Below are 25,516 nucleotides of genomic sequence, written 5' to 3'. Positions count from 1 at the left end.
TAGTAAACGTATTTTGTGCTGAAAAAAATAGTCTACATATGGGTTTTATTCATGGGTTGTGTTGCAATGTCGCAATCACTTGAGGAGCAAATTTATGTGGCTACCGAAAACTTTATTGAAAACCAAAATGATGCCTCTTATCAGGTCTTTAAAAAACAAATAGCACCTTTTAGAAATCTGCTAAAAACAAGGGATGAGCAATTGGCATTTGTGTTTTTGCTTTGTTTTGAAGGTTACTATTTACGATATAAAAGTCCTGAGGAAGCTACCAAAAGTTACGAAGAGGCATGGACACGGTTTAACAACTACCAACTCTCTAAACTATCTGATTACGACATCACTGAAAATTGCCTGAAACCTTTGGGGAATTTATATATTAAAGGAGGCGATTATACGAATGCGGAGAGTACTATTAAGCAATATATCTTTCTAGCCGAAAAAAATAATCATACAGCACATAGAATAGGAGGTGCTATTAATTTGGGGCTGCTTTATCAAACCATGGGGAAGCATGAAACGGTTCTTTCTATTACATATGAAGCTTTAAAAATCAAAAAACTCACTACCAAACAAGCCCAAAAGCTTGAAAATATTAGAAATACCAGCCTTATTGCTTTAAACCAAATTAATGCGATAACCAGCAAAAATACCTACAATGCGAATGAAGTAAAATACCAGCTTGCGATAAAAAACAAGGATTTTCAAAACGCATTGCGCTATTTTAAGTATAAAAAAGACTTCCTTGAAAAAGATACATTATCTATAAGAACCAAAGCCAAACTAGCCGTAGAAGAGGCGCAGCTTTATTTAATGGGTACTAACTATGCTGCTGCCTCAAAAAACCTAAAAAGGGCATTGCGGTTACTGCTTCCTAATTTTAACGGCAAAGGGCTCCCCAAGAAAGAAGACCTCTATGCAGATGCTACTTTTACGGTTATTTTAGACTTGTTAGCAGCCAATCAACCTACTACCCCGCAAGCACTGGAGTGTTATGATTTAAGTACCTATGTATCCTCTTTATTATACCGCAATCTCACCTCGCAAGCATCCAAAATTGAAACCTTAGCACGAAACAGAGTACGTCAAGAAAAATGTATTGCCCTGCTTTACTCTGAGTATGAAAAAGAAAAAAGTGCTTCTTACTTTAACGCTGCTTTGCAGTATGCAGAACGAAGTAGATCTCTTATTCTGAAAGAAGCATTTCTTAAAAAAGCATTGTTAACACAGTTCCCTAGCGACTCTTTGTTACAAAAAGAACATCAACTGTTAACAGCACAAGAGCGGTACACTAATCTCTTGATTAAAGAACAAATGGGCTCTTCAAAAGCTGCTATCATCACCCAATTAAGTCAACGTTTGCATACCATTAGTATTGAACTAAAAACACTGAAAAAAAGCATTGATGCCATCCATCAAAGAGACCTTACTCCTTTTGATAGCAAACAGCTGCAAAAAAAACTTAAAACTGACGATGCTACTTTGGTGGAATACTTTTATGGTACCCGGGCTATTTATCAATTTAGTATCACCCCAGATTCTGTGGTATTTAATAAGATCGCACTAAGTGAAACTACCCAAAATAAAATTGTTGCTTTCAATAACCTCTTTAACAATGCTTCTATTATAAACAATGATATCCCTACATTTAAAAAATATGCTTTTGAGATGTATCAATTGCTAGGTTTCAAGCAGCTTTCTTCCCATGAGAATATCATTGTTATTCCAGATGGGTTATTAAATTTTATTCCTTTTGAAGCCTTATTAACGGCTGAGGCTGCCACCACTAATTATACGAAAATGCCTTTTGTAATTAAAAAGCATCGTGTCTTATATAACACCGCCATTCCCTTTTATCTTGAGCAGTCTAAAAGAAATGATATGCCTCAAGTTTTAGGGGTATTTCCAGTATTTAAAAATACCAATCAAAAACTTACGTACTCTTTAGAAGAAGCCATCTATATACGCAAGGAGATGACTGCAAAACTGTTGATGCACGATAAAGCTACTAAAGCCAATTTTATAAAAAATGAAGCAAACTACAATATACTGCACTTCTCTACACATGCAAGCGCCGGAAATGCCAAAAATCCTGTAAATATTAGCTTCTATGATGGGGCTATGACCTTAAATGAAATATATGCGCTGAATATAAATGCAAACTTGGTAGTACTAAGTGCTTGCGAAACAGGCGTGGGAAAAGTCTATAAAAGCGAAGGCCCTATGAGTATTTCACGCGGTTTTCAATATGCTGGTGCAAAAAATATCTTATTCTCTCTTTGGCCTATAAATGATTTGGCTACTTCTCAAATAATGCGTTCTTTTTATTCAGATTATGCAACACACCAATCCGAATACCTTGCCAACCATCATGCTAAATTGAGTTATTTAGAAAGTGACCAGATTAGTACTCTCAAAAAGTCTCCCTACTATTGGAGCTCTTTTGTGTTTTATGGAAGTCTCAACCAACCCAAGGAGTCTAGCCTAACGGTGTACTATCTTTTAGGTGGTTTGTTTTTGTTGGGTGGTTTGTTTTTGGTGTATTGGTTTAGGATTCATCTCGTCAACTTGTCCATTCTTAAAAATATTGTTGAGTGAAGTTAGCTTGAATTTGGGTATTCAATTATGATCACCCCCCTTAAATGTGGCTACAACTCGTACACCAATACATAGGAAGACTGGAGTACCCATCCACTAAAACAAAAAGTAATAAAACACTATGGCATATCTTTATGAGGATGAGAATCATTTTAAACTAAATCTATTTAAAAAAGGGTTCAGCTCTAAAAAAGCCAAACCCTTGGTGTTAAATTGTATGTATTAGAAAAGTGCCGTTTACTTCCCCAACATCAATAACTCATTACAAACTACTTCTGTAATATATCGTTTTCCACCTTCTTTAGTTTCATAGGTTCTATTTGTTAGTTTTCCTTCAACGGCAACTTCATTGCCTTTTACCAAATACTTTTCAATAATTACCGCTGTTTTTCCCCAAGCAATTACGTTATGCCATTGGGTATCTTTTACTACTTCGCCTTCTGCGTTTTTATAAGATTCGTTGGTGGCAATAGAAAACTTCGCTAATTTTTTACCGCTGTCAAGATTAATAATTTCAGGATCGTTACCTAGGTTTCCAATTAATTGTACTTTGTTTCTTAATGCATTCATGATTTAATAATTAAAAGTTAATAAGTATTTTTAAGATATTGCTATACGATTTCAAATCGATAATGCAAAGATGTTGTAGCAAATCAATTATATTCGGTTCGTAAATAATTGCTTTCGTTTAAAATCGTTTGTAAACGTTTGTAGTCGTTTGTAAACGTTTATGTGTCCCATTAAAAATTGTATCTAAAATGAATACAGCTGTTGGCAAAATAGAATTACGAAATCTCAAACTTGATGATTATCGAGAATTAAAAGCTTCTATGCAAGAAGCCTATCAAGAACTGGAAAGCTCCTACTGGAAAGAGCATCATATAGAAAAATTATTAGAAATCTTTCCGGAAGGCCAGCTAGTAGTCTTAGCAGATGATAAAGTAGTAGGAGCAGCATTGTCTTTAATTGTTGATTATGATTCTATTGATGACAATCATACTTATGAAGATATTACCGGAAAATATACATTTTCTACTCATGACTCCAATGGAGACGTACTTTATGGTATTGATGTATTTATTCATCCAAAATTTCGCGGACTCCGTTTGGGAAGAAGGCTCTATGATACTCGAAAAGAATTAAGCGAACAACTCAACCTAAAGTCCATTGTATTTGCTGGGCGCATTCCAAATTATGTGAAACATGCTAACGATATGTCTCCCAAACAATACATTGAAAAAGTTAGAATGAAAGAATTACACGATCCGGTGTTATCCTTTCAATTGAGTAACGATTTTCATGTTAAAAAAGTCATGAAAAACTATCTGGAAGGAGATGTGAGTTCTTTAGACTATGCGGTACTGATGGAATGGAATAATATCTATTACGATAAAAGTCCTAAACTCATTAATACCCGAAAATCAATTATTCGCCTGGGTCTTATTCAGTGGCAGATGAGGCCTCTTGGTAATCTGGAAGCTCTTTTTGATCAGGCTGAATTCTTTATTGATACTGTTTCCGGATATGAAAGTGATTTTGCACTTTTCCCCGAGTTATTTATAGCGCCGCTTATGGCAGATTACAATCATTTATCAGAAGCAGATGCCATTAGAGAATTGGCAAAATTTGCAGAACCCATTCGCCAAAAATTTCTGGAGTTTGCCATTTCCTATAATATTAACATTATTACCGGAAGTATGCCTTATGTAGAAGACGGTAAATTGTATAATGTAGGATTTCTTTGTAAAAGAGATGGCTCTTACGAGATGTACACCAAAATTCATATTACCCCAAATGAAGTAGCACATTGGGGAATGACGGGTGGAGATAAAATTCAGACGTTCCATACAGATTGTGGTAAAATAGGCATTGTAGTTTGCTATGATGTGGAATTTCCCGAACTCCCAAGATTACTAGCAGATCAAGGAATGAAAATTCTATTTGTTCCCTTTCTAACAGATACACAAAACGGCTATACCCGTGTGAAGCACTGTGCGCAATCTCGTGCTATTGAAAATGAATGTTATGTGGCCATAGCAGGTTGTGTTGGCAACCTACCTAAAGTAAATAATATGGATATCCAGTTTGCCCAAGCTGCTGTATTTACACCTTCCGACTTTTCTTTTCCTACCAACGGAATCAAAGCAGAAGCTACTCCTAATACAGAAATGACATTAATTGTAGACGTCAACCTAGATTTGCTCAAAGAACTTCATGAGCATGGAAGTGTTCGTATCCTCAAAGACCGTAGACATGACCTATACGAACTTAAAAAAGTAAATTTAGCTAAATAAAATACCATGAAAATTTTCCGTTTATCCATATTGTTGCTTTTGATTGTACCCATTCTTTCTAATGCACAAAAAAGAAAACAGAAGAGAGAAATAAATCAACCTCTTATTGAGAAGACTTTTACAAACCTTAAATGGCGTAATATTGGTCCGTTTAGAGGTGGCAGAAGTGTAGCTTCTTGCGGTGTGATTTCAGATCCGCTAACCTATTATATGGGCAGTACGGGAGGTGGTGTGTGGAAAACAACAGATGGCGGTATTGTTTGGAAAAATGTTTCAGATGGTTTTTTAAAAACAGGAACGGTTGGTGCTATCGCCGTTTCAGAATCAGACGCCAATGTAATCTATGTGGGCATGGGGGAACATGCTATAAGAGGCGTAATGACTTCTAGTGGAGATGGCGTTTACAAATCTACAGATGCGGGTAAAACATGGATACATCTAGGCTTGGAAAATAGCATGCATATTTCAGATGTAGTCATTCATCCTACAAACCCTGATGTTGTTTATGTCGCCGTGCAGGGGGCTCAATACGGACCATCTGAAGAACGTGGCATCTACAAATCAGTAGATGGTGGAAAAAACTGGAAACGGATTTTATTTACGCATAACCTCACAGGCGCATCTTCTTTGCGAATGGACATGACTAATCCACGAATACTTTATGCTGCCTTATGGGAGCATCAACGTTTCCCCTATACCATGAAATCTGGTGGAAAAAATTCTGGTCTCTATAAATCCACAGATGGTGGTGACACTTGGAATCAATTAATAACAGGGTTACCAGAAGTAATGGGTAAAGTAGGTGTTGCCGTTTCAAGAGCAAATTCTGATAGAGTTTGGGCAGTTATTGAAGCGGATGGTGATAAAGGTGGCGTATACAGATCTGATGACGCAGGAAAAAAATGGGCTCAAATCAATAAAAACCGAATCAATATAGCCCGTTCTTGGTACTATATGGAAATTTTTGCGCATCCAAAAAATGAAGATATTGTTTATGTGTTAAATGCTCCTGTAATGGTTTCTGTTGATGGTGGAAAAAATTTTACCAAGGTTGCTACTCCGCATGGCGACAACCATCACTTATGGATAAATCCTAAGCAGCCAAAATATATGATTAACTCCAATGATGGAGGGGCTAATGTTTCTCTAAATGGTGGTAAAAGTTGGTCTAGTCAACAAAATCAACCAACCTCACAATTCTACCGGGTGATTACAGACAATAAGGTTCCTTATGCTGTTTATGGTGGGCAACAAGACAATTCAGCAATTGCCATCGCTAGTAGAACAGCTGGCTCAGGCATTGGATGGAAAGACTGGTATTCTGTAGCAGGCTGTGAAAGTGCCTATTTAGCATTTGACCCAGACAATCCCAAAATAATTTATGGAGGTTGTTATCAAGGAATCATTGAACAATGGATTAAAAAAACAGGAATTTCTAAAGAAATAAAAGAGTATCCAGAGCTTGCTCTTGGCAATGCTCCAAAAGATTTTAAATATCGCTATAATTGGAATGCTCCTATCATTAGTTCTCCTCATGACAGAAATACCATTTATCACGCTGGAAATGTGGTTTTCAAAACTTCCGATGGAGGAATTAGCTGGGAAAAAATAAGTCCAGACCTTACCCGAAATATCAAATCGCAATTAGGTCCCGGAGGGTTTCCATTTACCAATGAAGCAGCTGGTGGTGAAAACTATCACACCCTTATGTATCTCACAGAATCTGTGCATGAAAAAGGAGTTTTATGGGCAGGCTCAGATGATGGTCTCGTGCATATTACTAAAGATGGGGGCAAAAACTGGGCGAATGTAACCCCTAAGGGAATGCAGGAAGGTATTGTAAATTCTATAGAAGTATCTCCACACGATAAAGCTACTGCATACATCACCTTAATGCGTTACAAACTCAATGACCTAAATCCTTATATATACAAAACCACCAACTATGGAGCATCTTGGGAGAAAATTACCAATGGGATAGATACTCCACATACATTTGTAAGAGTGGTGAGAGAAGATCCTAAACTAAAAGGACTGCTTTATGCGGGAACAGAAACCGGAATGTATATTTCTAAAAACAATGGTTTGGTATGGGAGCCGTTTCAATTGAATCTTCCAGTAGTACCTATTAACGATCTGACTATTCAGGATAATGATTTAGTAGCTGCTACAGCGGGACGGTCTTTTTGGATTTTAGATGATCTGAGTGGTTTACAACAATACCTGAAAAAAGATTCTGAACAAGTATTAGCAATCTATCAACCCAAAGACACTTATCGACTTTTTGGGGGTAGCAAAGATGAATTTACGCCTGGCCTTGGCAAGAACCCTAAGCAAGGAGTTGCCATAGATTATTACCTAAAAGAAGCTGCGGATTCCCTTTCACTTAAACTGGAAATAATAGATTTACAAGGAAACATCCTTAAAACGTACACCAATAAAAAACCAAAAGACTTTAAAACTTGGCCAGGTGGTCCAGAAAAACCAGAGGTACTATCATCTAAAGCCAGAATAAACAGGTTTACTTGGGATTTTACCAGAGAAATGCTTCCGGCTGTAGATAATGTTTTTGTTTTTGGAAATTACAAAGGTTCTAACGTAGCACCGGGAACCTATACTTTACAACTTACCTTAGAAGATAAAAGTGTAAAAACCAAGGTAGAAATTCTTCAGGATCCGCGTATGCAAGTCTCCAAAATAAATTTTGAAGAACAACAACAATTCCTTATTACCATTGAAGGAATGATTCGTGATATTCACCAATCTGTAAATACCATGCGCTCTGCAAAATCTCAATTAGAGAACTATAAAAACCTATTGGGAGCAGGAGATAAAGTGTCTGGCTTACTTAAACTAGCAGACAGTCTCATTGCACAGATTAATACTTGGGAAGAAAATCTAATTCAACCAAAACAAAAGACCTTTCAAGATGTTATTAATTTTAATAACCAGTTGAATGCAGAGCTTATGTACCTTAGAAGTTATGCTGATACGGCAGACCCAAAACTTACCGAAGGAGCTAAAGAACGCCTAAAGGATCTTCAAGAAGATTGGAAGCAATATACAACCATGAGAGATCAAATAATTAGTAAGGAAATGCATGCCTTTAATGAACAATTCAAGGCACTAGATTTGCCTGCTATTATTCTTAATAATAAATAATAGAGCCATGAAAAAAAGCATTTTTTTATTACTGATTTTTATGTCTGCCTTTGTCTTCTCTCAAAGAGAAAAAACAATTACACTTACTCAGGATACTGCTATAGAGCAAATAGCATTAAATGAACTCTCTTGGATTCAAGGTCATTGGAGAGGAGAAGCCTTTGGTGGTATTGCAGAAGAAATCTGGAGTGCACCAGAAGCGGGTTCTATGATGTTTGTATTTCGTCATATCATAGATAATAAGGTTAATTTTTATGAAGTTGGAGCCATCATGGAAATGCCAGAAGGTCTTGTTTTAAAACTGAAACATTTTCACAGTAATTTAAAAGGCTGGGAAACAAAAGATGAAACTGTAGACTTTAAATTTATTAAAAAGGAAGGCAGTATTGTTTATTTTGATAATTTCACTTTTGAAAAAGTGAGTGATACTGAAATGAATATCTATGTAATGATTAGTGAAGATGGTGAGCACGAAAGTGAAGTAAAATTCAATTATAAAAAGCAATAGCAGTGATGGAGAAAAGTTGCCTAGAATGTGGGGAGAAGCTGGTAGGTAGAATCGATAAGAAATTTTGTAGCGACTACTGCAGAAATATCTACAATAACCGCATAAATAAAGACAGTAAAAATCTCATTAGAAATATCAATAACCGACTCCGGAAAAATTACCGCATTTTGGAACAAATGAATCCAGCTTCAAAACCTAAAACTACCAAATTGAGATTGATAGATAAAGGTTTTGATTTTGACTATTTCACTAGTATTTATACCACAAAAACCGGACACACTTACTACTTTGTATACGACCTTGGGTACAGACTCTTAGATAATGACTATTATATGTTGGTAAAACGAGAGAATTAGTGCTGCCAGTTCATACTTTGAAGTTTTAACGCAGCTACCACAATATCCTTTCGGCTAATTTGTCCCACAAGATTTCCGTCTTCTAGTACTGGAAGTCTTCTTCTATTATTTTTATAAAAAATGGAAGCCGCATCAAATATATTGGTGTCATGCGGTATTGTTTCCACCCCTTTGGTCATAAATCGTTCTACACTTTTATCCAAAATTGGCAAATTAAAATACCTACTTTCAGAAATCTGTTTCATACAATCTGCTTCCGAAATAATTCCTACTAATTGCCCCCTATCTCCTAAAACTGGACCCCCAGAGATGCGATGCTTTGTAAACATCTCCATTACTGTTAAAATAGATTGATCTGGTGTAAAAGTTACCAGCTTTTTACTCATATAATCTGATACTAATATAGGAGCATTATATTCCTTTTTTAGCTCTGCTCGCTCTCCTTGAAAACTCTTGATGCCCATACGTTTATTTTTTGGTTCATATTAAAGTTACTCATTTTGTGTCAATTAAAATAATTATTTGGTAAAGGTTGCTGTTAAAAATTATGAATTCCTTATTTTTAAAGGGCTTAAATACAAGAGTAGCAAAAGTTGTTTTTTTGTAGCTTATCCCTATCAAATACTAGTAGTTTTAAGCTACGATATGATTTACATTTGCTCATAATTTTTTTAACCTGGCTAAATTTCAAAAAATTGAAAAAATATTCTATAGTTATAAGTTTTCTGATTCTGGTAGCGGCAGTCTATACTACATTTTATAACCGCCTTCCACAAAAAATAAATCCAGAAAACGCTCCTAAAACTGAATTCTCTGCGGCACGTGCTTTAAAGCACGTGAAGAAAATTTCAGAAAAGCCACATTATGTGGGAGCACCAGCACATGCCGAAGTTAGAGATTATGTTATTGACGAGTTACAAAAATTAGGTCTGCAAACCGGAATCCACGAAGGCATGAACAGTGGAGATTATGGCAACCTTAGTAAGGCAACCAATATCATGGCAAGAATTGAAGGTACTTCTAAAGGGAAAGCACTTTTATTGCTTTCCCATTATGACAGCAGCCCACATTCTTCTTATGGGGCTAGTGATGCTGGAAGTGGAGTGGCTACTATTTTAGAAGGTCTCAGAGCTTATTTAGCAGCTGGTAAGAAACCCACCAATGATATCATTATTTTAATTACCGATGGAGAAGAACTTGGGCTAAACGGAGCCGATTTATTTGTAAATAAGCATCCATGGGCAGAAGAAATAGGACTTGTTCTTAATTTTGAAGCCAGAGGAAGCGGAGGCCCTGCTTATATGCTTATTGAAACTAATGGCGGAAACAGCAAACTTATTGAAGAATTTTATAAAGCAGACCCCTCTTATCCCGTTGCAAACTCTTTGGCATACAGCATCTATAAAATGTTGCCAAATGATACAGACCTTACCGTTTTTAGAGAAGACAAAAATATTGATGGTTTTAATTTTGCTTTTATTGACGATCATTTTGATTACCATTCTGCTTTAGACAGGTATGACCGCTTAGACAAGAATACGGTGGCGCACTTAGGTAGCTATTTAATGCCTTTATTAGACTATTTCTCAGAAAATGACATCTCTTCATTGAAAGCATCAAATGATTATGTCTATTTTACGGTTCCATTCTTTAAAATGGTCTATTATCCATTTTCATGGATACTCCCGTCATTGATTATTTCCATACTGCTATTTGTGATCATATTTATTATTGGAATCAAACGAAAAACAATTTCTATTACAGACAGTCTTAAAGGTTTTGTTCCTTTCTTAGCTTCCTTACTTATTTGCATGGTTCTTGGATTTTTTGCCTATACTATTCTACATAGCTTTTATCCTCAATATGATGAAATTCTACACAAATTCCCTTACAATGGATATACATATATAAGTGCATTTATACTAACATTTATAGGTATTTGCTTCTGGGTCTACAGTAAGTTTAAGAAAATAAGTGCGGCTAATTTATTAATAGCGCCCATTGTTTTGTGGTTTGTGATAACTTCACTTGCATCTTTCTATCTTAAAGGAGCCAGTTTCTTTATTATTCCTGCATTTGCATCTTTGGCTATCCTATATATGATAAGTGTATATGAGAAATCTTCTCTTGTCTTTATAACGCTTTTAGGGATTCCTGCTATTTGGATTCTAACCCCTTTTATTCAAGCATTTCCCGTAGGCTTAGGTTTTAAAATGAATGTGGGAAGTACAGAATTTTCTCCTTTTGTACTTTCCGCACTTTTGAGCGTTTGCATTTTTGGATTGCTTATAGCTACCTTTCATCAGTTTCCTAAACTAAAAAAATTAGGATACTTTGGCATTCTCTTAGGGTTTATATTCTTTATGTCTGCTCATTTTGATGCTGGTTTCACTAAAAATACCCCAAAACCAACAAGTCTTGTATACCTGCAAGATGGCAATTCAAATAAAAGTTACTGGGCAACTTATGATGTAATGCCTGCTGACTGGGTAAAGCAATATGTAAATGACAAAAAGAACGTTGAAACCAATATGTTAAATACTGTTTTTACCAGTAAATACAGAACCAAGCTTTCTTATGCGTCTACTGCCACACCTAAAGCAATTCCTTTGCCAGAGATTCTAATTTCCAAAGATACCGTAGTAGGTAATGAACGTCTCTTAGAAATCTGTATTAAATCTAAACGAACCATCAACAGACTTACTGTTTTTACTGAAAAAGGGGCGGTTATTAATTCATGTACTGTTAATGGAAGCTCATTATCTAAAAAATTTCTTGAAAGCGTAAAAACTAGAAAACGCTTAATTACACATTATGTAAGCAACAATGATCCTACAGAGATTGAAATGTCTATTCCTGTAAATCAACCTATCAAACTTCATGTTTTTGAATCCTCTTATGACCTCTTAATGAATGAACTTTTCTCGGTGCCCCCCAGACCAGAAAATTGCATTCCTAAACCATTCATATTGAATGATGCAATTATCGTTAAAAAAACTATTTCTTTTGAATAAATCAATTGCTATTTTAGGTTGCGGATGGTTGGGATTACCTTTGGCAACTTCCTTAATTAAAGAAGGATCTCAAGTAAAAGGTTCCACTACTTCTCAAAACAAATTATCCATTTTAGACAGTGCTGCTATTCTGCCTTTTCTAATTGAAGTGAATGAGTCTGGGATTGAAGGTGACATCACAAATTTTATAGACGGGGTGCATACTTTGATCGTAGACATTCCTCCAAAATTAAGGAGAAATTCGTCTGCCAATTTTGTAGCAAAAATAAAGCATGTAATTTCAGCGGTTAAGAATAGTAACATCACGCATTTAATCTTCGTTAGTAGTACTTCTGTTTATGGAAACCTAACAGGTAAGATCACAGAACAAACCTTACCTATTCCCCAAACTGAAAGCGGAAAACAATTACTAGAGAGTGAAAAACTTCTGAAAAAAGAAACTTCATTTAATACCACCATCCTCAGATTTGCAGGATTGATTGGGCAAGACAGACATCCGGTTACTTATCTTTCCGGCAAACAAGATATTAAACATCCAAACGCTTTTGTAAATCTGATTCATCAGGAAGATTGTATTAACATTATCAAACAACTAATTGCACAAGAGCCTTTAGGCAAAACTTATAATGCTGCCTACCCCCTACATCCTTCAAAAGAAGTATATTATACAAATGCTGCATTGAAAAGAAACATCCCACCTCCTCAATATGAATCTTCACCATTCACAGGAAAATATATTGACTCTTCATTTTTAACAGAAGACTTGAACTATCATTTTCAAAAAGACATCAACCTTTAGCATCTCATTAAGAGTTATCTACAATAATTTTAATAGATTTGATCCCACTAAAAATAAACAACACATGAAGAAGATTATTCTAGGATTAATGTTAATCACAGTGGTATCATTGCAAGCACAAGACAAAGCTGCATTGGTACAACATTATGAGAATTTCTACCAACAAATGCGGTCTCAAGGTGATATGCAAGGTATTATTAATGCTATGACGCATTTAAACCTCCTGAAACCATCACAGTCAAGAAAAGATACTTTAGCATATTTATACGCTAATGGTGGTAAATATATTCAGGCATTAAATACTATTGGTGTAGATAAAATTTCTTCTGATTCGGATCTCGCAGTTGAAGTAAAGGCGGTATCTCTAAAAGCGTTAAAACAACCTCAACGTGCATTGGAACAGTATGAAGTTCTATTTAGCAGAAAACCCAATCCTTATATGGCTTATGAAATGGCGGATCTTTTAATTCAAACGGGAAAGACGGATGCAGCGATGGAAAAAATTGAATACGGAATTACAAATGCTAAAAAGGAAGATCTAAAAGGTTTTTATGAAAGTCAGGTTCCTTATGAAGTATCTTTAAAAGCTGCTTTTATTCATTTAAAAGCATTGATAGAATTTAATAAAGATCAAGCAAATAATATTGACAGTGCAGTCGCTTTATTAGACGAAGCACTAGCGGTTTCTCCTAATTTTAACCTAGCAGAACTGAGTAAAAAAGCACTTTTATCAAGAAAGAATCTACCTGAGGATAAGAAGCCTAAAAACTAATAATTTTCTATTGAATATTGCTATTTAAGTTAGCACGTTCTACTATCTTTTGCAGATTGGGTTTGTTATGAACTTGAGGGTAAATCATTTTCTTACGCTCAGACTATAGAATAATTAAGAAAACTCCTTTTAAATAATTTAAATAAAAAGCCCGACTTATAGAAAGCCGGGCTTAACTAAAATTAGTACAGGTAGTCTACTATTAATTAGCTCTAAATTGAAATACTTCTGAGTTAGAAGTGTTTCCTTCTTGATCACGTGTAACGATACTCCAGTAATACACATTACCAGCTGTTATATCTACACTAATACTGGAAGCGGTTACTGTGTTTACTTTTGTAGCAGGAGGATTATCCACACCAAAGAAAACATCATAATTCTGAATATCATCATCAATATCTTCTCCTTCCCATTCTAAGGTGACCGCTCCTGAGGAAGCATCTACATCTGCCCCTGTTGTAGGGCTAATTGCTTCTGCAGGAAACGGTATATAACTCTCCACTGGTAAACCAGCATTATAAAACTTCCATGTTTGACTAGTTGCCGTTTGTGAAGCGCCATTGGCTCTTGAAACAACTGACCAGGAGTAAGGAACTCCTCTTAAAATGGTAATGTCTAACTGATTCGTGGAAGCATTTTGGCTTGTTGTACTATTGGTATTCAAATTTTTAACATTGACTGTATATGAATCCGTATTATCAGACGCATTCCACCTAAATGTTACAGTACTTTGCGTATCTGAAATCACCGTTCCTTCGTTGCATTCTGTATTGTCTTCAGGAAAAATGAGGGTTGCTGCCGATGGAGGCGTTACCTCAGGTTTTTCTTGTACGTCATCTCCTCCTCCACCACAGGATGTAATCGCAATAGCTAGTATTGTGGTATATAATAATGTTAACTTTTTCATCGCTTGATAATTTTATAGTTTAAGAGTGAACCATCCGTTTTTATATTAAGTAGATAAGCTCCTTGAGCCAATCCGCCTACATTAATCTGAATTTGCCCGTTACTAACAGGATATTCTTTGGCTAATACCTTTTGTCCCTGAAGCGAAATCACAGAAATAAATACTTTCTCCTGATTAAACTCACCAAGATTTACAAATAACGTGTTTCCAGTTAAAGGATTTGGATATACCAATATCTGATCATTCAATAGAATAGTTTCTTCATAAACACCTTGACAATCTTTATCTGTTTTCACCTGAAGCGTGTTTTCTGTATACGGAAGCTCCATTGTAATTTCATCGTCGGTAGTAGTAACAGTGACTCCATTAAGTGTAATAAAGTAACGGTCGCCACCTTCTAAAGAAAGGGTCACTTCTTTTTTAATACCATTAACTCTTGAGAATACGGATAAATCTTCAGGTTCTGATACCGTTGCGTTAAAACATTGCTCATAACCTGCCTGTTCTGCCATAGTAACACAAATAGTATATTCTCCAGCCGCAAGATCTGCTACTTCTAAAGAATTCGTAAACGGATATGTTTCATCAAACCCGTTTGGCCCAGTAACCGCTGCCGTATAGGTATAAGTTGCTTGTGCAGTTAGATTGATCTTCCCATTATCACTTGAAATACAAGTTTCACCTGAAAGTTTGATAGAAAAATTAGTTGCTGGTAATGAGAATACTTCACAACCAGTGACATCTACGGTGGTTCCTTGTGGAGTATTTGGGCAAACATCATTTTCATTAAGTACCCCGTCATTATCACTATCATTATCACATACATCTCCTTGTCCATCATTGTCTGCATCTGCCTGATCTGGATTTGGTGTAAGCGGACAATTATCATCTACATCCAGAATACCATCTCCATCATCATCATCGTCACAAACATCACCCTCGCCATCATTATTTGTATCTAACTGATCTGCATTCGCAATGGAAGGACAGTTATCCACATCGTCTAAAACACCATCATTATCATCATCATCGTCATCCTGCTCGCCTTCAATAACAAAATCATCAATTACTACACCTTCTTCCTGTACTGCTGGATCTGAATGAAATACGAAACGAAACATTACATTAGTTTCACTTCTAAGATCTGTATCCCCATTTGCTACGTTTGAAGAAAAATCATATGAATATTCGGTCATAGTTGCATTGGTTCCGGTCCATTGTGCCCCGGGACAGTTCTGACAATCGTCTGAAGCACCAGAAGAAGCATTGGTACGATCACTATTGTACCAATTTGGACCGCTATTCTTGGTTCCAAGAACATTCCAGTTACTTCCTTGATCTGTAGAGTATTCAACATACATAATGTCAAAATTAATCTCTAACTCATAAGCCATCTTAAACTTAAAGACTGGATTGGTGATGGTAGAGAAATCATAGCATCTTGTTACTAAATAACTTTTCACATTGTTGTTATGATCTCCAGCTAAATTAGTCCCATAAACACTAGTTCCGCTTGCTGCACTATTTAATAATGTGCCCGCAGGGATGCCGCGTTCCCATTCTGGCGTGCCGCCCGCTTCATTATAGGCAATTAATGCGTCCGTTTCATCCTCAAAAGAATTTACCTCTGCTGCATTCCCTTCTACATTTCCAAAGAAAGTAACTGCTAAATCGTTATTATCACCATACGCATCATTTGGAATAGATACATTAACTTTTAATACTGACTCTCCATTCTCAAACGTCAATGGTGGTAATTGAATACTTCCTTCACCGTCTACAGCAATATTCCCTGTCCAATTATAAACACTATCGGTTCCATCATTAATAGAATAAGTAACTGTTACCTCTGTGATAGGCGAGGTACCATTGTTTTTCACTTCAATTTCAGGAACGGCTCCACCACAAAATATTTGGCTACCGGTAGGCTGATTTATAGCCAAAAGACCTATATCGGTATCTGGAATTTCAACTGGAATTGCTGATTCCCATACACCACGTCCATAAGTTCCTATAACAAGTTTTCCATCTGAAAGGCTAATTGCCATATCACGAATGGGTACATTAGGTAGGTTGGTATAATACTCTTCCCATTCTGTTAGCGTATCATCTAAACGATAGACCCCTATATTAGTCCCTACATATATAGGGTTGGTAGTATTTCTTCCTTGATGAACGATCGCAAGGAAAGGTTGATCTGTTGGTAAGTTTCCTCGTATACTGGTAAAGTCATTTCCACCATTCTCAGATTTAAATACCCCATAATTACCATTGCTTGCTGTGGTTGCATAAACAATAGAATTGTCGTTGTTATTCACCTCAATTTCTGTAATATTTGAGGGAAAGGTATACATGTTTGTAAACGTAGCACCAGCATCTGTACTTTTCAATAAGGCACGGTTTATGGCAACATAAATAATAGAAGGATCAATAGGATCTATCTCAAGATCGTCTGCATCTGCAAAGAAGTTATCTGAAAGCTTAGTCCAAGATAATCCATCTAGACGGAAAAGTGCATTATATCCAGCGTAAACCGTTCCATTTTTGTCCATTGCTAAAGGGGTAATCCAATTTCCACGAAGCGAATTTGGTTCCTGAACAATTCCAATCAAACTTTCGCCTCCATTTGATGAAATATTAAGAGAGCCTCCATATTGTGTAAATCCATAAATCAGTGCGTTGTCTGATTGATCCATCACATTATCCATACCATCACCTCCATGATAGTTTCTCCATTGTCCATCTTTTAAAGAATGTCCTCCATTATCTTGCAGGCCTCCTATTACTTTACTCGCATCATCTTTACCCACTGAAATACGGTAAAACTGACTTATTGCTAAACCAGAAGTATGATCTGTAAAAGAAGTACCATTATCTGATGAAGAATAGATACCTCCATCACTACCGCAATAAAGATCACCATTAAAATACCTCAAGGTATGAATATCTGCGTGTGTATAGGCGGCATTTTTGGTAAACCAATTGTTGAGTTTTGAAAAGCTAGTTCCCCCATCATTAGAGCGCCATATATTAAGGCATCCTACAAAAATTTGTTCTGCATTGTTTGGGTTTGCTTCAATTGCCAAATCAAACCATGCTTGAGAGCTTTCTAAAATCTCTGTATTACTAGCTGTTTTAGAGAAAGAATCTCCACCGTTTATAGACTTATAAATTCCCTGAAATGAATAATCATTAGAGCGCGTATTGGCACTCACTATATAAATATAGTTCGCATTCGCTGGTGTTACAGCCATGGTAAGTCTTCCAGAGGAGGTTGGTAACCCTATTGTGATTGGGTTAAAAGTAACCCCTGAATCTGTAGAACGGTAAAATCTATCGTTAGTAACGGCGTAGATAGTACTGCTGGTTCCGGGTTTTAGTTTAATGTCTTTTACATTCTGCCCCGCAAGAGATAAACTCCAGTTGTCTCCTCCATTACTGGTTCTGTAAACACCATCATTAGTGGCTACCCAAAGCGTACTTGAATTGCCTGGGTCCATCAAAATTTCGTTCATAGAACTTGGTGTATTAGATGGATTCAAAGCAGTTTGATTCCAGGTGAGACCGCCGTCTATACTTTTAAATACACCTGCACTTCTGGTATCACCCGCATCATCATCTCCAGTTGAAATATAAATAATGTCTGTATCTGTAGGGTCTATCGCAATTCCGGAAACTCCAATTTGAGGTAATTTATCGGATAGTGGCGTCCAATCAACTCCAGCATTCTCAGATTTCCAGATCCCCCCCGCAGGAGCACCCACATACCATACATTGGCATCTACAGGATCAATCGCAATTGCATTTACTCTTCCTTGTCCTGGTAAACGATTTCCAGGTGCTAAATGGGTAAAAGGACCCAGAGGTTGCCAGTTACTGGTAGGATTGGAACGACCAATTCCATTTAGCTTTCTCTGGTAGGTTTCCCACTGCTGTTTTGCAGTTGGTAAATATCCATTTTCATCTGCTAGATGAATCCAGTAACTTTCCCATCTTTTATAGGGTTTATGACCACTCCCTTTCTTGGTGTAGTCTCTATTTTCCCAATATTCATCAAAAGCTTCGCTTATTTCATAAATAGAATAGGGTTGTTGAGGTCCTCTCGCTGAATTATTTTGGAGTTCTTCCATCCAGGGGGCACCTTCATTAAATTGTGAATACGCCATTGCAGAAAATGCAAAGGCGAAGAGGATTAATAACCTTTTCATAGTAAAATATCAAGTTAAGGGCTAAATATATGAGAAGTTTTTAAAAATCTAAAAAAAATGTTAAGAATTTAGATGTTAATATTTCTTTTTCCGTTCATCAATCAATTTATGATCGAAATCTGCTTTATCTTTAACAACTTTATCAACATTATCGTTAGGAATTGTTATAGATAACACATAATGTGTGATTTTCCATTTTCCATATACCTTTTTTAAGACGCCACTGCCCCGGCAGATTTTCATTTGCGTATCTAAAAGTTCATCAAACCAAGCAAAGTTTGCCGTTTCCTCTAGATATATATTTCGTTCAATTGGCGTAAAAGACCATGCCTTTCCATTATCAAAATACGGTTTGGCAAATGTTTTAAAGTCATCATTCTGCCAGTTTTCGGTTGCATCTGTGCCAATGAATACAGCATCTTCTGTCATTAAGTCAAAATACGCATTAAAAGAGGCATTTGAAGCTGCCAGATGCCATGCATCTAAAACTTCATTTATGACTTCTTTTTCAGTTTTTTGCGCTAGTATATTAACACTCGTAATGAGTATTAAAAAGATGGTTATTAAGTATTTATATCTCATAGATATCTATTATTTAAATGGAATCGTTTTTAAGAAATTCCTCAGCTATATTCTTTTTCCAAACATCCATTAACTGAATTCTAAATGCATTATATGCATTTAGAATTGCTATTTTTTCTTTATGGATGACATCAGGGTTGTTTTCTTCAAGTGCTGCCTTTGCCCTGCCAAGATAGGTTCTAAGTACTAATAATCTACTTTTCACCGCTGAAACCTCAAATTTTTCAGGAAAGTTTGAATCTCTTAACTCTACTTCTTTTCTCAATAATTCTATAAATAGCGTCTCAAGATCTATTTCTTTTTCATAAATACGTTGCATTTCAATATCAAAATCGGTAAACTCTGTCCACTGTTCCACATTTTCTTTTGCTTTTCCCACGAGTACAACTAGTTTTGGAAGTTTCTCTTGGATTACTTCGGTAGCTTCTAGGTTATTCGTTGTCACTGTAGTTTCTTTCTTTTTATCCTCACAAGACAAACCAAGAAAGAAAGCTAAAAAGACAATAGATCTTCTAAAATAGGAACGCATATTTATGAATCTCTTTTTTGTGGATACCACTTCTTTCATTAATAACTAATTCTTTTCATATTCAACATTTAAAAATACCATATTAGTTTGAATTTTTACCCATCATAAACATAGGGATTTTCTTAAAAATTAAGCCCAATATTTAAATTATTAATAATTAGGAGTTTGTCAAATGTACTTTTTTTATGAAATATTTAATATAAGCTCTTGTTTTTAATTAAAAAATACAAGGTGAAATATTTATCTTTGACCTAGGTTTTTCTAAAAAATTTAATGGAAACAAAAATTCTTATCATCGGTGCATGCGGACAGATTGGTTCCGAACTCACTTTGGCATTGCGAAAACGTCATGGAAATGAACATGTAATCGCAGCTGATATTCGAGAAGGTAGTGAGCAACTTTTAGGCAAAGGTCCTTTTGAAATAGTAGATGCAAAAGACAAACAATCTCTGGTTAATGTGGTAAAAAAATATAAGATTACAGATGTATATCTAATGGCTGCACTATTATCTGCAACTTCTGAAAAGAATCCACAATTAGCATGGGAACTTAACATGAATTCCCTCTCTCATGTCTTAGATATGGGAAGAGAAAATCTTGTTAAAAAGATATTTTGGCCAAGTTCTATTGCAGTATACGGTCCTACTACCCCTAAAGTAAACACCCCACAGAGAACCATCATTGAGCCATTGACTGTTTATGGCATTACCAAGTTGGCTGGTGAACGCTGGTGCGAATATTTTTATGAAAAATACGGGGTAGATGTTCGGAGTATTCGCTATCCCGGACTTATCAGCTATAAGACTCCTCCCGGTGGTGGCACTACCGATTATGCGGTAGAGATCTATCACAAAGCCGCCAACGACGAGCATTTTTCTTGTTTTTTGAAAAAAGGCACTGTTTTACCTATGATGTTTATGGAGGATGCCATAAATGCTACTATAAAAATCATGGAAGCTCCCGAGGAATCTATTAAGATTCGTTCTTCTTATAATCTAGCTGCTATAAGTTTTGGTCCAGAAGAGATTGCCAACAGCATTAAAAAAATAAAACCTGATTTTACTATCAGCTATAAACCTGATTACCGCCAAGAAATTGCAGATGGTTGGCCAGAGAGCATAGATGATAGTGAAGCTAGGACAGATTGGCAATGGCAACATACGTATGATCTGGATAAAATTACTCAGATTATGTTAAAAGAATTAGGTACTAGCAATGCCTCTTAACTTGTTTTTAAGTACCCATACAACTCCTTGGGATTAAATTTCCTTTTTAATGAATAATTGAATGTTTGTAGGAACTAAGAAAAATATTAAAAAAGAAGTATTTACGGTTTCTCTTCATCCAGAAATTATTGATTTTTCTAACTTTGGCAAAGGAACAATTGAAATCGCTAAGAGTGGGTATCTCCGTTTAGAAAATGAGATGAAAAACAAACTAAGATGCCTTACAACTATGCTTCAAAAAACAGTGTTTTGGAAAGTTGTTAAGTGTAAGGCTTTTGGCTTGCATCAACATCATATTGGTTGGTTTGCAAATGCTCTGGAAATCAAAAACTATAAGCATATTCTCTTGCCAAGTTTGATGAAATATAAAGTAGTAAGGATATAAGCTCGCAATTGGGGTGTCCCCGCTGTGGACTCCATACTTTTAACAAAAGAGAAGGTTTTATTATGATTATTTCCGACTTGTTTTAAGAAGATACTCAAATGAGTTTTGAATATATGGAGGATGTGGTTAGTATGGATAAGGTGGAATTATAACGAATTTAGAACATGTTTATAGAACATAATTTAAATATTAAAAAAATTAGGTAAAACGAATACAAGAAAAAACTGATGGACAACAGCACTTTTGAGTCTTTAGAAAAATTTTTAATAAGAATTCCTGCAATTAGATCGTCTATTGGAAAAGGTAGTAATAAAGAAGGTTATTGGTGGGTGAAATTTGAGATTGACTTAGGCCATAAATATGCATGGAATGTGGTACAAGAATTGGCACATATTATGAACTACCCATCTACCAATGAAAAACCTCCAATACTCTTTTATCCTTCTTCTCCTGCCCCCTATTTAAACGGAGGTCCAGAGGCTTATTTGTTTTGGGTGATTGAAAGTAAAGAGATCTCTTTTAAGCCAGAAATATTAAAGAAACTGTTAGAAGAAAAAATGCCTAATCCCGTTGATAATTTGAATCAATGGATATTAGATATCTAAATATTAAAGCAAAATATTTATATTTGACTTAGTGCTAATCAAAAGCATCGTAATCATATGCTCTATGGTTCTTATGCTGTTAATAAGGTGTATTTAAAAAGCCCTTTGAAACAGAAGTGACCAACTAAATCAAAAGGAAAATGAAAAATGTATTCGATCCAAAAGACACGGCCGCATTTATAAGCCGCATTGATAAATTAACACCCACTACAAGACCAAATTGGGGACAAATGAATGTAGAGAAAATGCTCGCACATTGCAATGTATCCTACGAAATGATTTACGATACTACTCCCCCAAAACCAAAAGGCCTTAAAAAACTGATCTTTAAACTATTTGTGAAGAAACTTGTAGTAAGTGAAAAGCCATTTAAAAAAAACGGACGAACAGCTCCAGAATTTATAATAAAGGACAGTAAAAAGTTTGAATTAGAAAAAAAACGTTTAGTTGACTATATAAATAAAACACAACAACTTGGAGAAGACTATTTTGATGGAAAAGAATCTCATTCCTTTGGAGTTCTAACAAAAAAAGAGTGGAATAATATGCTGAGTAAACACCTCGATCACCATTTGACTCAATTTGGGGTGTAAAAAGAAAATCCCTTAGATATAAACCCAAGCTCCTTAAAGTATAGTGGCAGGCTAAGGAAGCGTTTGAATTTTAAGAATATGAGTAAAACCTTATTCAAAAATCAATCTAAAAGAGTTCAAAAATACGCTCCCTAATTAATACTGAAATAATCAAAAACAAATATTTCTATTTTCCAAAGCAAATGCTTTGCGTGCTACGCACGTTTGGTGCGTCTCCTACGTAGCCCCACCAAGAATCCCCGAGGAATCGGGACAAGCTCCCATTCCAAAGCAAATGCTTTGCGTGCTGCGCACGTTTGGTGCGTCTCCTACGTAGCCCCACCAAGAATCCCCGAGGAATCGGGACAAGCTCCCATTCCAAAGCAAATGCTTTGCGTGCTGCGCACGTTTGGTGCGTCTCCTACGTAGCCCCACCAAGAATCCCCGAGGAATCGGGACAAGCTCCCATTCCAAAGCAAATGCTTTGCGTGCTGCGCACGTTTGGTGCGTCTCCTACGTAGCCCCACCAAGAATCCCCGAGGAATCGGGACAAGCTCCCATTCCAAAGCAAATGCTTTGCGTGCTGCGCACGTTTGGTGCGTCTCCTACGTAGCCCCACCAAGAATCGAACTTGGATCTAAAGTTTAGGAAACTTCTATTCTATCCATTGAACTATGGGGCCAATCTATTTTATAGTCTCGGGAAACTTCCCCCGATTCCTCGGGGCTATCCATTGAACTATAACAATACCAACGCAAATTTAGGAATACTTTTTTATCTGGCTATTTAACGCAACCCTTTTCTCATTTCATAGACTATGAAATAGTAAGTCTACTTACTTGACTGTTTATTGAACTTTACTGTCAAAATAAGAAGATAATCAATTTATAATTTTTAATATTAGAACTAATTAAACTCTTAAATAAAGGAATATTCCACTTTTGAGCTTAGAAACACTTATTAAGCGTTGCAAAAAGAACGATCTAAAAGCTCAGGAATCTTTGTACAAGCAATACAAAGACATCCTGTTTTTTCTGAGTCTCAAATATTGTGGTAACATAGAGGAGGCAGAAGACAATTTACAAGAGGCATTTATGGCCATTTTTAAAAGCATTAGAAAGTATAAAGGAAAAGGTTCTTTTGAAGGATGGATGAAACGTATCGTAATTTATAAAGCCATAGATAGATATAAGAAAAAAGTTGTCTATGACATAATTAATGAAGATGTAACGGCTATTGAAAAACCGGAATCAGAAGGAGTAATAGCTTTTTCTTATTCCTTAGATACCCTGTTAAAACTCGTTCAAGAACTCCCCGATAAGTACCGTATGGTGTTTAGTCTTTATGAACTGGATGACTATACACATTTAGAGATTGCAAATCTCCTAAACATTACGGTAGGAACTTCTAAATCTAATTTACACCGAGCAAAAGCAATTTTAAAAGAGAAATTATTAGTGCTTGAAAAGAAACAAGCGACCTAAAATACATGGAAACTAAAAAAGACATAGGAAGATTGTTTAAAGAAACATTAGAAGAAGGGAAAAAAGCTCCCTCTAATTTACTCTGGACACAATTGGAAACCCAACTCAAAAAGGACAAAAAAAGAAGAGCGGTTTGGCTTTGGAGCCGACTTGCATTTGTACTTTTATTGATTATAGGCAGCAGTGTTATTTGGCACTATTCAACCCTTGTTGAAACAACAGATCTTCCAGAAAATCTAAACGAGACCAATCGTGATAAAATAAATGTATCTACTATTTTAGAAGCTGATACTCTTAATAGTGTAAACAACAATTATTTAAAAAGCAATGAATATGTAGACACCCTCCCAAATATCGATAAGATTAATGCTGACAAGGCGACTCCTGAGAATGAGGAAACAAAGAATACACAAAAAATAAAGGTAACCAGTAATCAGGTTTCAACTTCTCAAACATTAAATCACCCAACAATAACCAAAAGTACCTCAACCAATAAAACTACCCTCCCAAAATATTCTAAAACTGCCTCTAAAAATAATATTGACACAGTAGCGTTTAATGAAATAAAGGTGAATAGTTCTCTTAAAAAATCGATTAAAACTAAAGAAACTGTTTTGCAAAACTCAGGTTCAAAAACCAAAGAGAAAAGTAGCGATACTTCTAAAAATAAAAATTTAAGTGCCTTGAATGCTCTAAATAATAAGAATACTTCCAACGAATTAGTTAGTGATTCGTTGAAAAAGGATTCTTTAGATTTAAAAAAGAAGGCATTGCTTGCAGAAATTGAGAAAGAGAAATCAAAAGATAGCCTCATAACAGAGGGTTCCAAGAAGAAACGTTTGGCTTTTTCAATTCATGGAGCAACTATTTATTACAATTTCTTTAAACAAGGTTCTATTTTGGATGGAACACTAAGCGAAAATGAAACTGAAGGGACATGGAATATGGGTTATGGTTTTTTCTTTTATTACAAAGCTTCTGAAAGGCTCCAACTCCGTTTTGGTGCCAACAAATTGCGCTTAGGATATCTTACGAAAAATATTCCTGAGTTTGATAATAATAATAACGCTACTGATTTATTAAGTTATCAAATAGAAGCTCCAAGGCTAGTTTCTAAAACCCAGTTATCCCAACTATTTAACGATACTGGCCTAGTTAACCTCAAGCATGAACTCAGTTATATTGAAGTTCCTTTAGAAGTTAATTATTTGTTTAAAACTGGTAAATTAGAGTTTGCCGGAGTTGCTGGGTTTAGTACCTGGTTGCTAGATAGAAATGAGGTATTTGCTACCTCACCATCCGGATCCGTTTTTATTGGTAATGCTACTGAAGTCTCTGATATTAGTTTTAGTTTGAATGCAGGTACTGGTATCTATTATAATTTTGCAAATAACTGGCTGTTTACAGTTGAACCCGTTTTTAAATACCAGCTAAAACCGTTCAAGGATAATCCAAACAATATTAATGTCTATACTTTTGGGATTTATGGTGGGCTTAAACTAAAATTCTAGCACTTC

At 35.7% G+C, this 25,516-nt stretch carries 20 protein-coding genes and 1 tRNA gene; 14 read left to right on the top strand and 7 right to left on the bottom strand.

Annotation, left to right across the window (positions count from 1 at the left end):
* Window positions 1–15 precede the first annotated feature (15 nt).
* The gene (locus WBG07_RS11760; RefSeq protein ID WP_340201529.1) at window positions 16–2,595 is read left to right on the top strand and encodes a CHAT domain-containing protein; all 2,580 of its coding nucleotides are present in this window, start codon (window positions 16–18) and stop codon (window positions 2,593–2,595) included.
* A 237-nt stretch (window positions 2,596–2,832) separates the two neighbouring features.
* Here the strand turns inward: WBG07_RS11760 and WBG07_RS11755 are convergent, their stop codons facing one another.
* Window positions 2,833–3,165: a single-stranded DNA-binding protein gene (locus WBG07_RS11755; protein WP_340201527.1), complete on the bottom strand. Its 333-nt coding sequence runs from the start codon at window positions 3,163–3,165 to the stop codon at window positions 2,833–2,835.
* A 188-nt stretch (window positions 3,166–3,353) separates the two neighbouring features.
* Between WBG07_RS11755 and WBG07_RS11750 the strand changes: the two genes are divergently transcribed.
* Genes WBG07_RS11750 through WBG07_RS11735 form a run of 4 tightly spaced genes read left to right on the top strand, consistent with a single transcriptional unit; the run spans window position 3,354 to window position 8,915 of the window.
* Window positions 3,354–4,889, top strand: coding sequence for a carbon-nitrogen hydrolase family protein (locus WBG07_RS11750; protein ID WP_340201525.1), 1,536 nt, complete (start codon window positions 3,354–3,356; stop codon window positions 4,887–4,889).
* A 6-nt stretch (window positions 4,890–4,895) separates the two neighbouring features.
* A complete protein-coding gene (locus tag WBG07_RS11745; RefSeq protein ID WP_340201524.1) occupies window positions 4,896–8,051 on the top strand; it encodes a VPS10 domain-containing protein in 3,156 nt (1,051 codons plus the stop codon).
* 7 nt (window positions 8,052–8,058) lie between these two features.
* Entirely contained in the window at window positions 8,059–8,559 is a 501-nt protein-coding gene (locus tag WBG07_RS11740; RefSeq protein ID WP_340201522.1) for a DUF6265 family protein, read from the top strand.
* Window positions 8,560–8,564: 5 nt separating this feature from the next.
* Window positions 8,565–8,915 carry a hypothetical protein gene (locus WBG07_RS11735; RefSeq protein WP_340201520.1) on the top strand — a complete coding sequence of 117 codons (351 nt, stop codon included), beginning with the start codon at window positions 8,565–8,567 and terminating at the stop codon, window positions 8,913–8,915.
* Here WBG07_RS11735 and WBG07_RS11730 read toward each other — a convergent pair.
* Window positions 8,912–9,379 (bottom strand): CBS domain-containing protein, encoded by a 468-nt coding sequence (locus tag WBG07_RS11730; RefSeq protein ID WP_340201518.1) that lies wholly within the window; start codon window positions 9,377–9,379, stop codon window positions 8,912–8,914. The genes WBG07_RS11735 and WBG07_RS11730 overlap by 4 nt on opposite strands.
* 231 nt (window positions 9,380–9,610) lie before the next feature.
* Here WBG07_RS11730 and WBG07_RS11725 point away from each other — a divergent pair, with 231 nt between their 5' ends.
* The 3 genes from WBG07_RS11725 to WBG07_RS11715 all read left to right on the top strand — a co-directional run bounded on the left by WBG07_RS11725 (window position 9,611) and on the right by WBG07_RS11715 (window position 13,500).
* The gene (locus tag WBG07_RS11725) at window positions 9,611–11,929 is read left to right on the top strand and encodes a M28 family peptidase (RefSeq protein WP_340201517.1); all 2,319 of its coding nucleotides are present in this window, start codon (window positions 9,611–9,613) and stop codon (window positions 11,927–11,929) included.
* Window positions 11,922–12,728, top strand: coding sequence for an SDR family oxidoreductase (locus WBG07_RS11720; RefSeq protein ID WP_340201515.1), 807 nt, complete (start codon window positions 11,922–11,924; stop codon window positions 12,726–12,728). Before WBG07_RS11725 ends, WBG07_RS11720 begins: the two co-directional genes overlap by 8 nt.
* A gap of 64 nt (window positions 12,729–12,792) precedes the next feature.
* A complete protein-coding gene (locus WBG07_RS11715) occupies window positions 12,793–13,500 on the top strand; it encodes a tetratricopeptide repeat protein (RefSeq protein WP_340201513.1) in 708 nt (235 codons plus the stop codon).
* A 202-nt stretch (window positions 13,501–13,702) separates the two neighbouring features.
* Here the strand turns inward: WBG07_RS11715 and WBG07_RS11710 are convergent, their stop codons facing one another.
* The 4 genes from WBG07_RS11710 to WBG07_RS11695 all read right to left on the bottom strand — a co-directional run bounded on the left by WBG07_RS11710 (window position 13,703) and on the right by WBG07_RS11695 (window position 19,726).
* Window positions 13,703–14,407, bottom strand: a complete 705-nt coding sequence (locus WBG07_RS11710) for a hypothetical protein (protein ID WP_340201511.1) — start codon at window positions 14,405–14,407, stop codon at window positions 13,703–13,705.
* The gene (locus WBG07_RS11705) at window positions 14,404–18,615 is read right to left on the bottom strand and encodes a thrombospondin type 3 repeat-containing protein (RefSeq protein WP_340201509.1); all 4,212 of its coding nucleotides are present in this window, start codon (window positions 18,613–18,615) and stop codon (window positions 14,404–14,406) included. The genes WBG07_RS11710 and WBG07_RS11705 overlap by 4 nt, the downstream gene beginning before the upstream one ends.
* A 75-nt stretch (window positions 18,616–18,690) precedes the next feature.
* On the bottom strand, window positions 18,691–19,197 hold the full coding sequence (locus WBG07_RS11700; RefSeq protein WP_340201507.1) for a nuclear transport factor 2 family protein: 507 nt from the start codon (window positions 19,195–19,197) through the stop codon (window positions 18,691–18,693).
* Between the two features lie 13 nt (window positions 19,198–19,210).
* A complete protein-coding gene (locus WBG07_RS11695; RefSeq protein WP_340201506.1) occupies window positions 19,211–19,726 on the bottom strand; it encodes a hypothetical protein in 516 nt (171 codons plus the stop codon).
* Window positions 19,727–19,999: 273 nt separating this feature from the next.
* Between WBG07_RS11695 and WBG07_RS11690 the strand changes: the two genes are divergently transcribed.
* The 4 genes from WBG07_RS11690 to WBG07_RS11675 all read left to right on the top strand — a co-directional run bounded on the left by WBG07_RS11690 (window position 20,000) and on the right by WBG07_RS11675 (window position 22,536).
* Entirely contained in the window at window positions 20,000–20,953 is a 954-nt protein-coding gene (locus tag WBG07_RS11690) for an NAD-dependent epimerase/dehydratase family protein (protein ID WP_340201505.1), read from the top strand.
* Window positions 20,954–21,014: 61 nt separating this feature from the next.
* On the top strand, window positions 21,015–21,338 hold the full coding sequence (locus WBG07_RS11685; RefSeq protein WP_340201503.1) for a hypothetical protein: 324 nt from the start codon (window positions 21,015–21,017) through the stop codon (window positions 21,336–21,338).
* A 227-nt stretch (window positions 21,339–21,565) separates the two neighbouring features.
* Complete coding sequence (locus WBG07_RS11680; protein ID WP_340201502.1) at window positions 21,566–21,943, top strand: hypothetical protein; 378 nt, start codon at window positions 21,566–21,568, stop codon at window positions 21,941–21,943.
* A gap of 140 nt (window positions 21,944–22,083) precedes the next feature.
* Window positions 22,084–22,536, top strand: coding sequence for a DUF1569 domain-containing protein (locus WBG07_RS11675; RefSeq protein WP_340201501.1), 453 nt, complete (start codon window positions 22,084–22,086; stop codon window positions 22,534–22,536).
* Between the two features lie 589 nt (window positions 22,537–23,125).
* Here the strand turns inward: WBG07_RS11675 and WBG07_RS11670 are convergent.
* Window positions 23,126–23,197, bottom strand: a tRNA-Arg gene (locus tag WBG07_RS11670).
* Window positions 23,198–23,456: 259 nt separating this feature from the next.
* Here WBG07_RS11670 and WBG07_RS11665 point away from each other — a divergent pair.
* Entirely contained in the window at window positions 23,457–23,999 is a 543-nt protein-coding gene (locus tag WBG07_RS11665; protein WP_340201500.1) for an RNA polymerase sigma factor, read from the top strand.
* Between the two features lie 5 nt (window positions 24,000–24,004).
* Window positions 24,005–25,510 carry a hypothetical protein gene (locus WBG07_RS11660; protein ID WP_340201498.1) on the top strand — a complete coding sequence of 502 codons (1,506 nt, stop codon included), beginning with the start codon at window positions 24,005–24,007 and terminating at the stop codon, window positions 25,508–25,510.
* Window positions 25,511–25,516: the final 6 nt, after the last annotated feature.

Origin of the sequence: Ascidiimonas meishanensis (genome assembly GCF_037782385.1) — a bacterium.
Taxonomy (GTDB): Bacteria; Bacteroidota; Bacteroidia; order Flavobacteriales; family Flavobacteriaceae; genus Ascidiimonas; species Ascidiimonas meishanensis.
The sequence above is the reverse complement of the archived record's forward strand: the minus strand, read 5'-3'. Positions and strand labels throughout refer to the sequence as shown.

Bases quoted from the DNA above. Each gene is read 5' to 3' on its own strand.
- WBG07_RS11755 (WP_340201527.1), bottom strand. From the start codon at position 3,165: ATGAATGCATTAAGAAACAAAGTACAATTAATTGGAAACCTAGGTAAC.
- WBG07_RS11750 (WP_340201525.1), top strand. From the start codon at position 3,354: ATGAATACAGCTGTTGGCAAAATAGAATTACGAAATCTCAAACTTGAT.
- WBG07_RS11745 (WP_340201524.1), top strand. From the start codon at position 4,896: ATGAAAATTTTCCGTTTATCCATATTGTTGCTTTTGATTGTACCCATT.
- WBG07_RS11740 (WP_340201522.1), top strand. From the start codon at position 8,059: ATGAAAAAAAGCATTTTTTTATTACTGATTTTTATGTCTGCCTTTGTC.
- WBG07_RS11735 (WP_340201520.1), top strand. From the start codon at position 8,565: ATGGAGAAAAGTTGCCTAGAATGTGGGGAGAAGCTGGTAGGTAGAATC.
- WBG07_RS11730 (WP_340201518.1), bottom strand. From the start codon at position 9,379: ATGGGCATCAAGAGTTTTCAAGGAGAGCGAGCAGAGCTAAAAAAGGAA.
- WBG07_RS11715 (WP_340201513.1), top strand. From the start codon at position 12,793: ATGAAGAAGATTATTCTAGGATTAATGTTAATCACAGTGGTATCATTG.
- WBG07_RS11710 (WP_340201511.1), bottom strand. From the start codon at position 14,407: ATGAAAAAGTTAACATTATTATATACCACAATACTAGCTATTGCGATT.
- WBG07_RS11705 (WP_340201509.1), bottom strand. From the start codon at position 18,615: ATGAAAAGGTTATTAATCCTCTTCGCCTTTGCATTTTCTGCAATGGCG.
- WBG07_RS11700 (WP_340201507.1), bottom strand. From the start codon at position 19,197: ATGAGATATAAATACTTAATAACCATCTTTTTAATACTCATTACGAGT.
- WBG07_RS11695 (WP_340201506.1), bottom strand. From the start codon at position 19,726: ATGCGTTCCTATTTTAGAAGATCTATTGTCTTTTTAGCTTTCTTTCTT.
- WBG07_RS11690 (WP_340201505.1), top strand. From the start codon at position 20,000: ATGGAAACAAAAATTCTTATCATCGGTGCATGCGGACAGATTGGTTCC.
- WBG07_RS11685 (WP_340201503.1), top strand. From the start codon at position 21,015: ATGTTTGTAGGAACTAAGAAAAATATTAAAAAAGAAGTATTTACGGTT.
- WBG07_RS11680 (WP_340201502.1), top strand. From the start codon at position 21,566: ATGGACAACAGCACTTTTGAGTCTTTAGAAAAATTTTTAATAAGAATT.
- WBG07_RS11675 (WP_340201501.1), top strand. From the start codon at position 22,084: ATGAAAAATGTATTCGATCCAAAAGACACGGCCGCATTTATAAGCCGC.
- WBG07_RS11660 (WP_340201498.1), top strand. From the start codon at position 24,005: ATGGAAACTAAAAAAGACATAGGAAGATTGTTTAAAGAAACATTAGAA.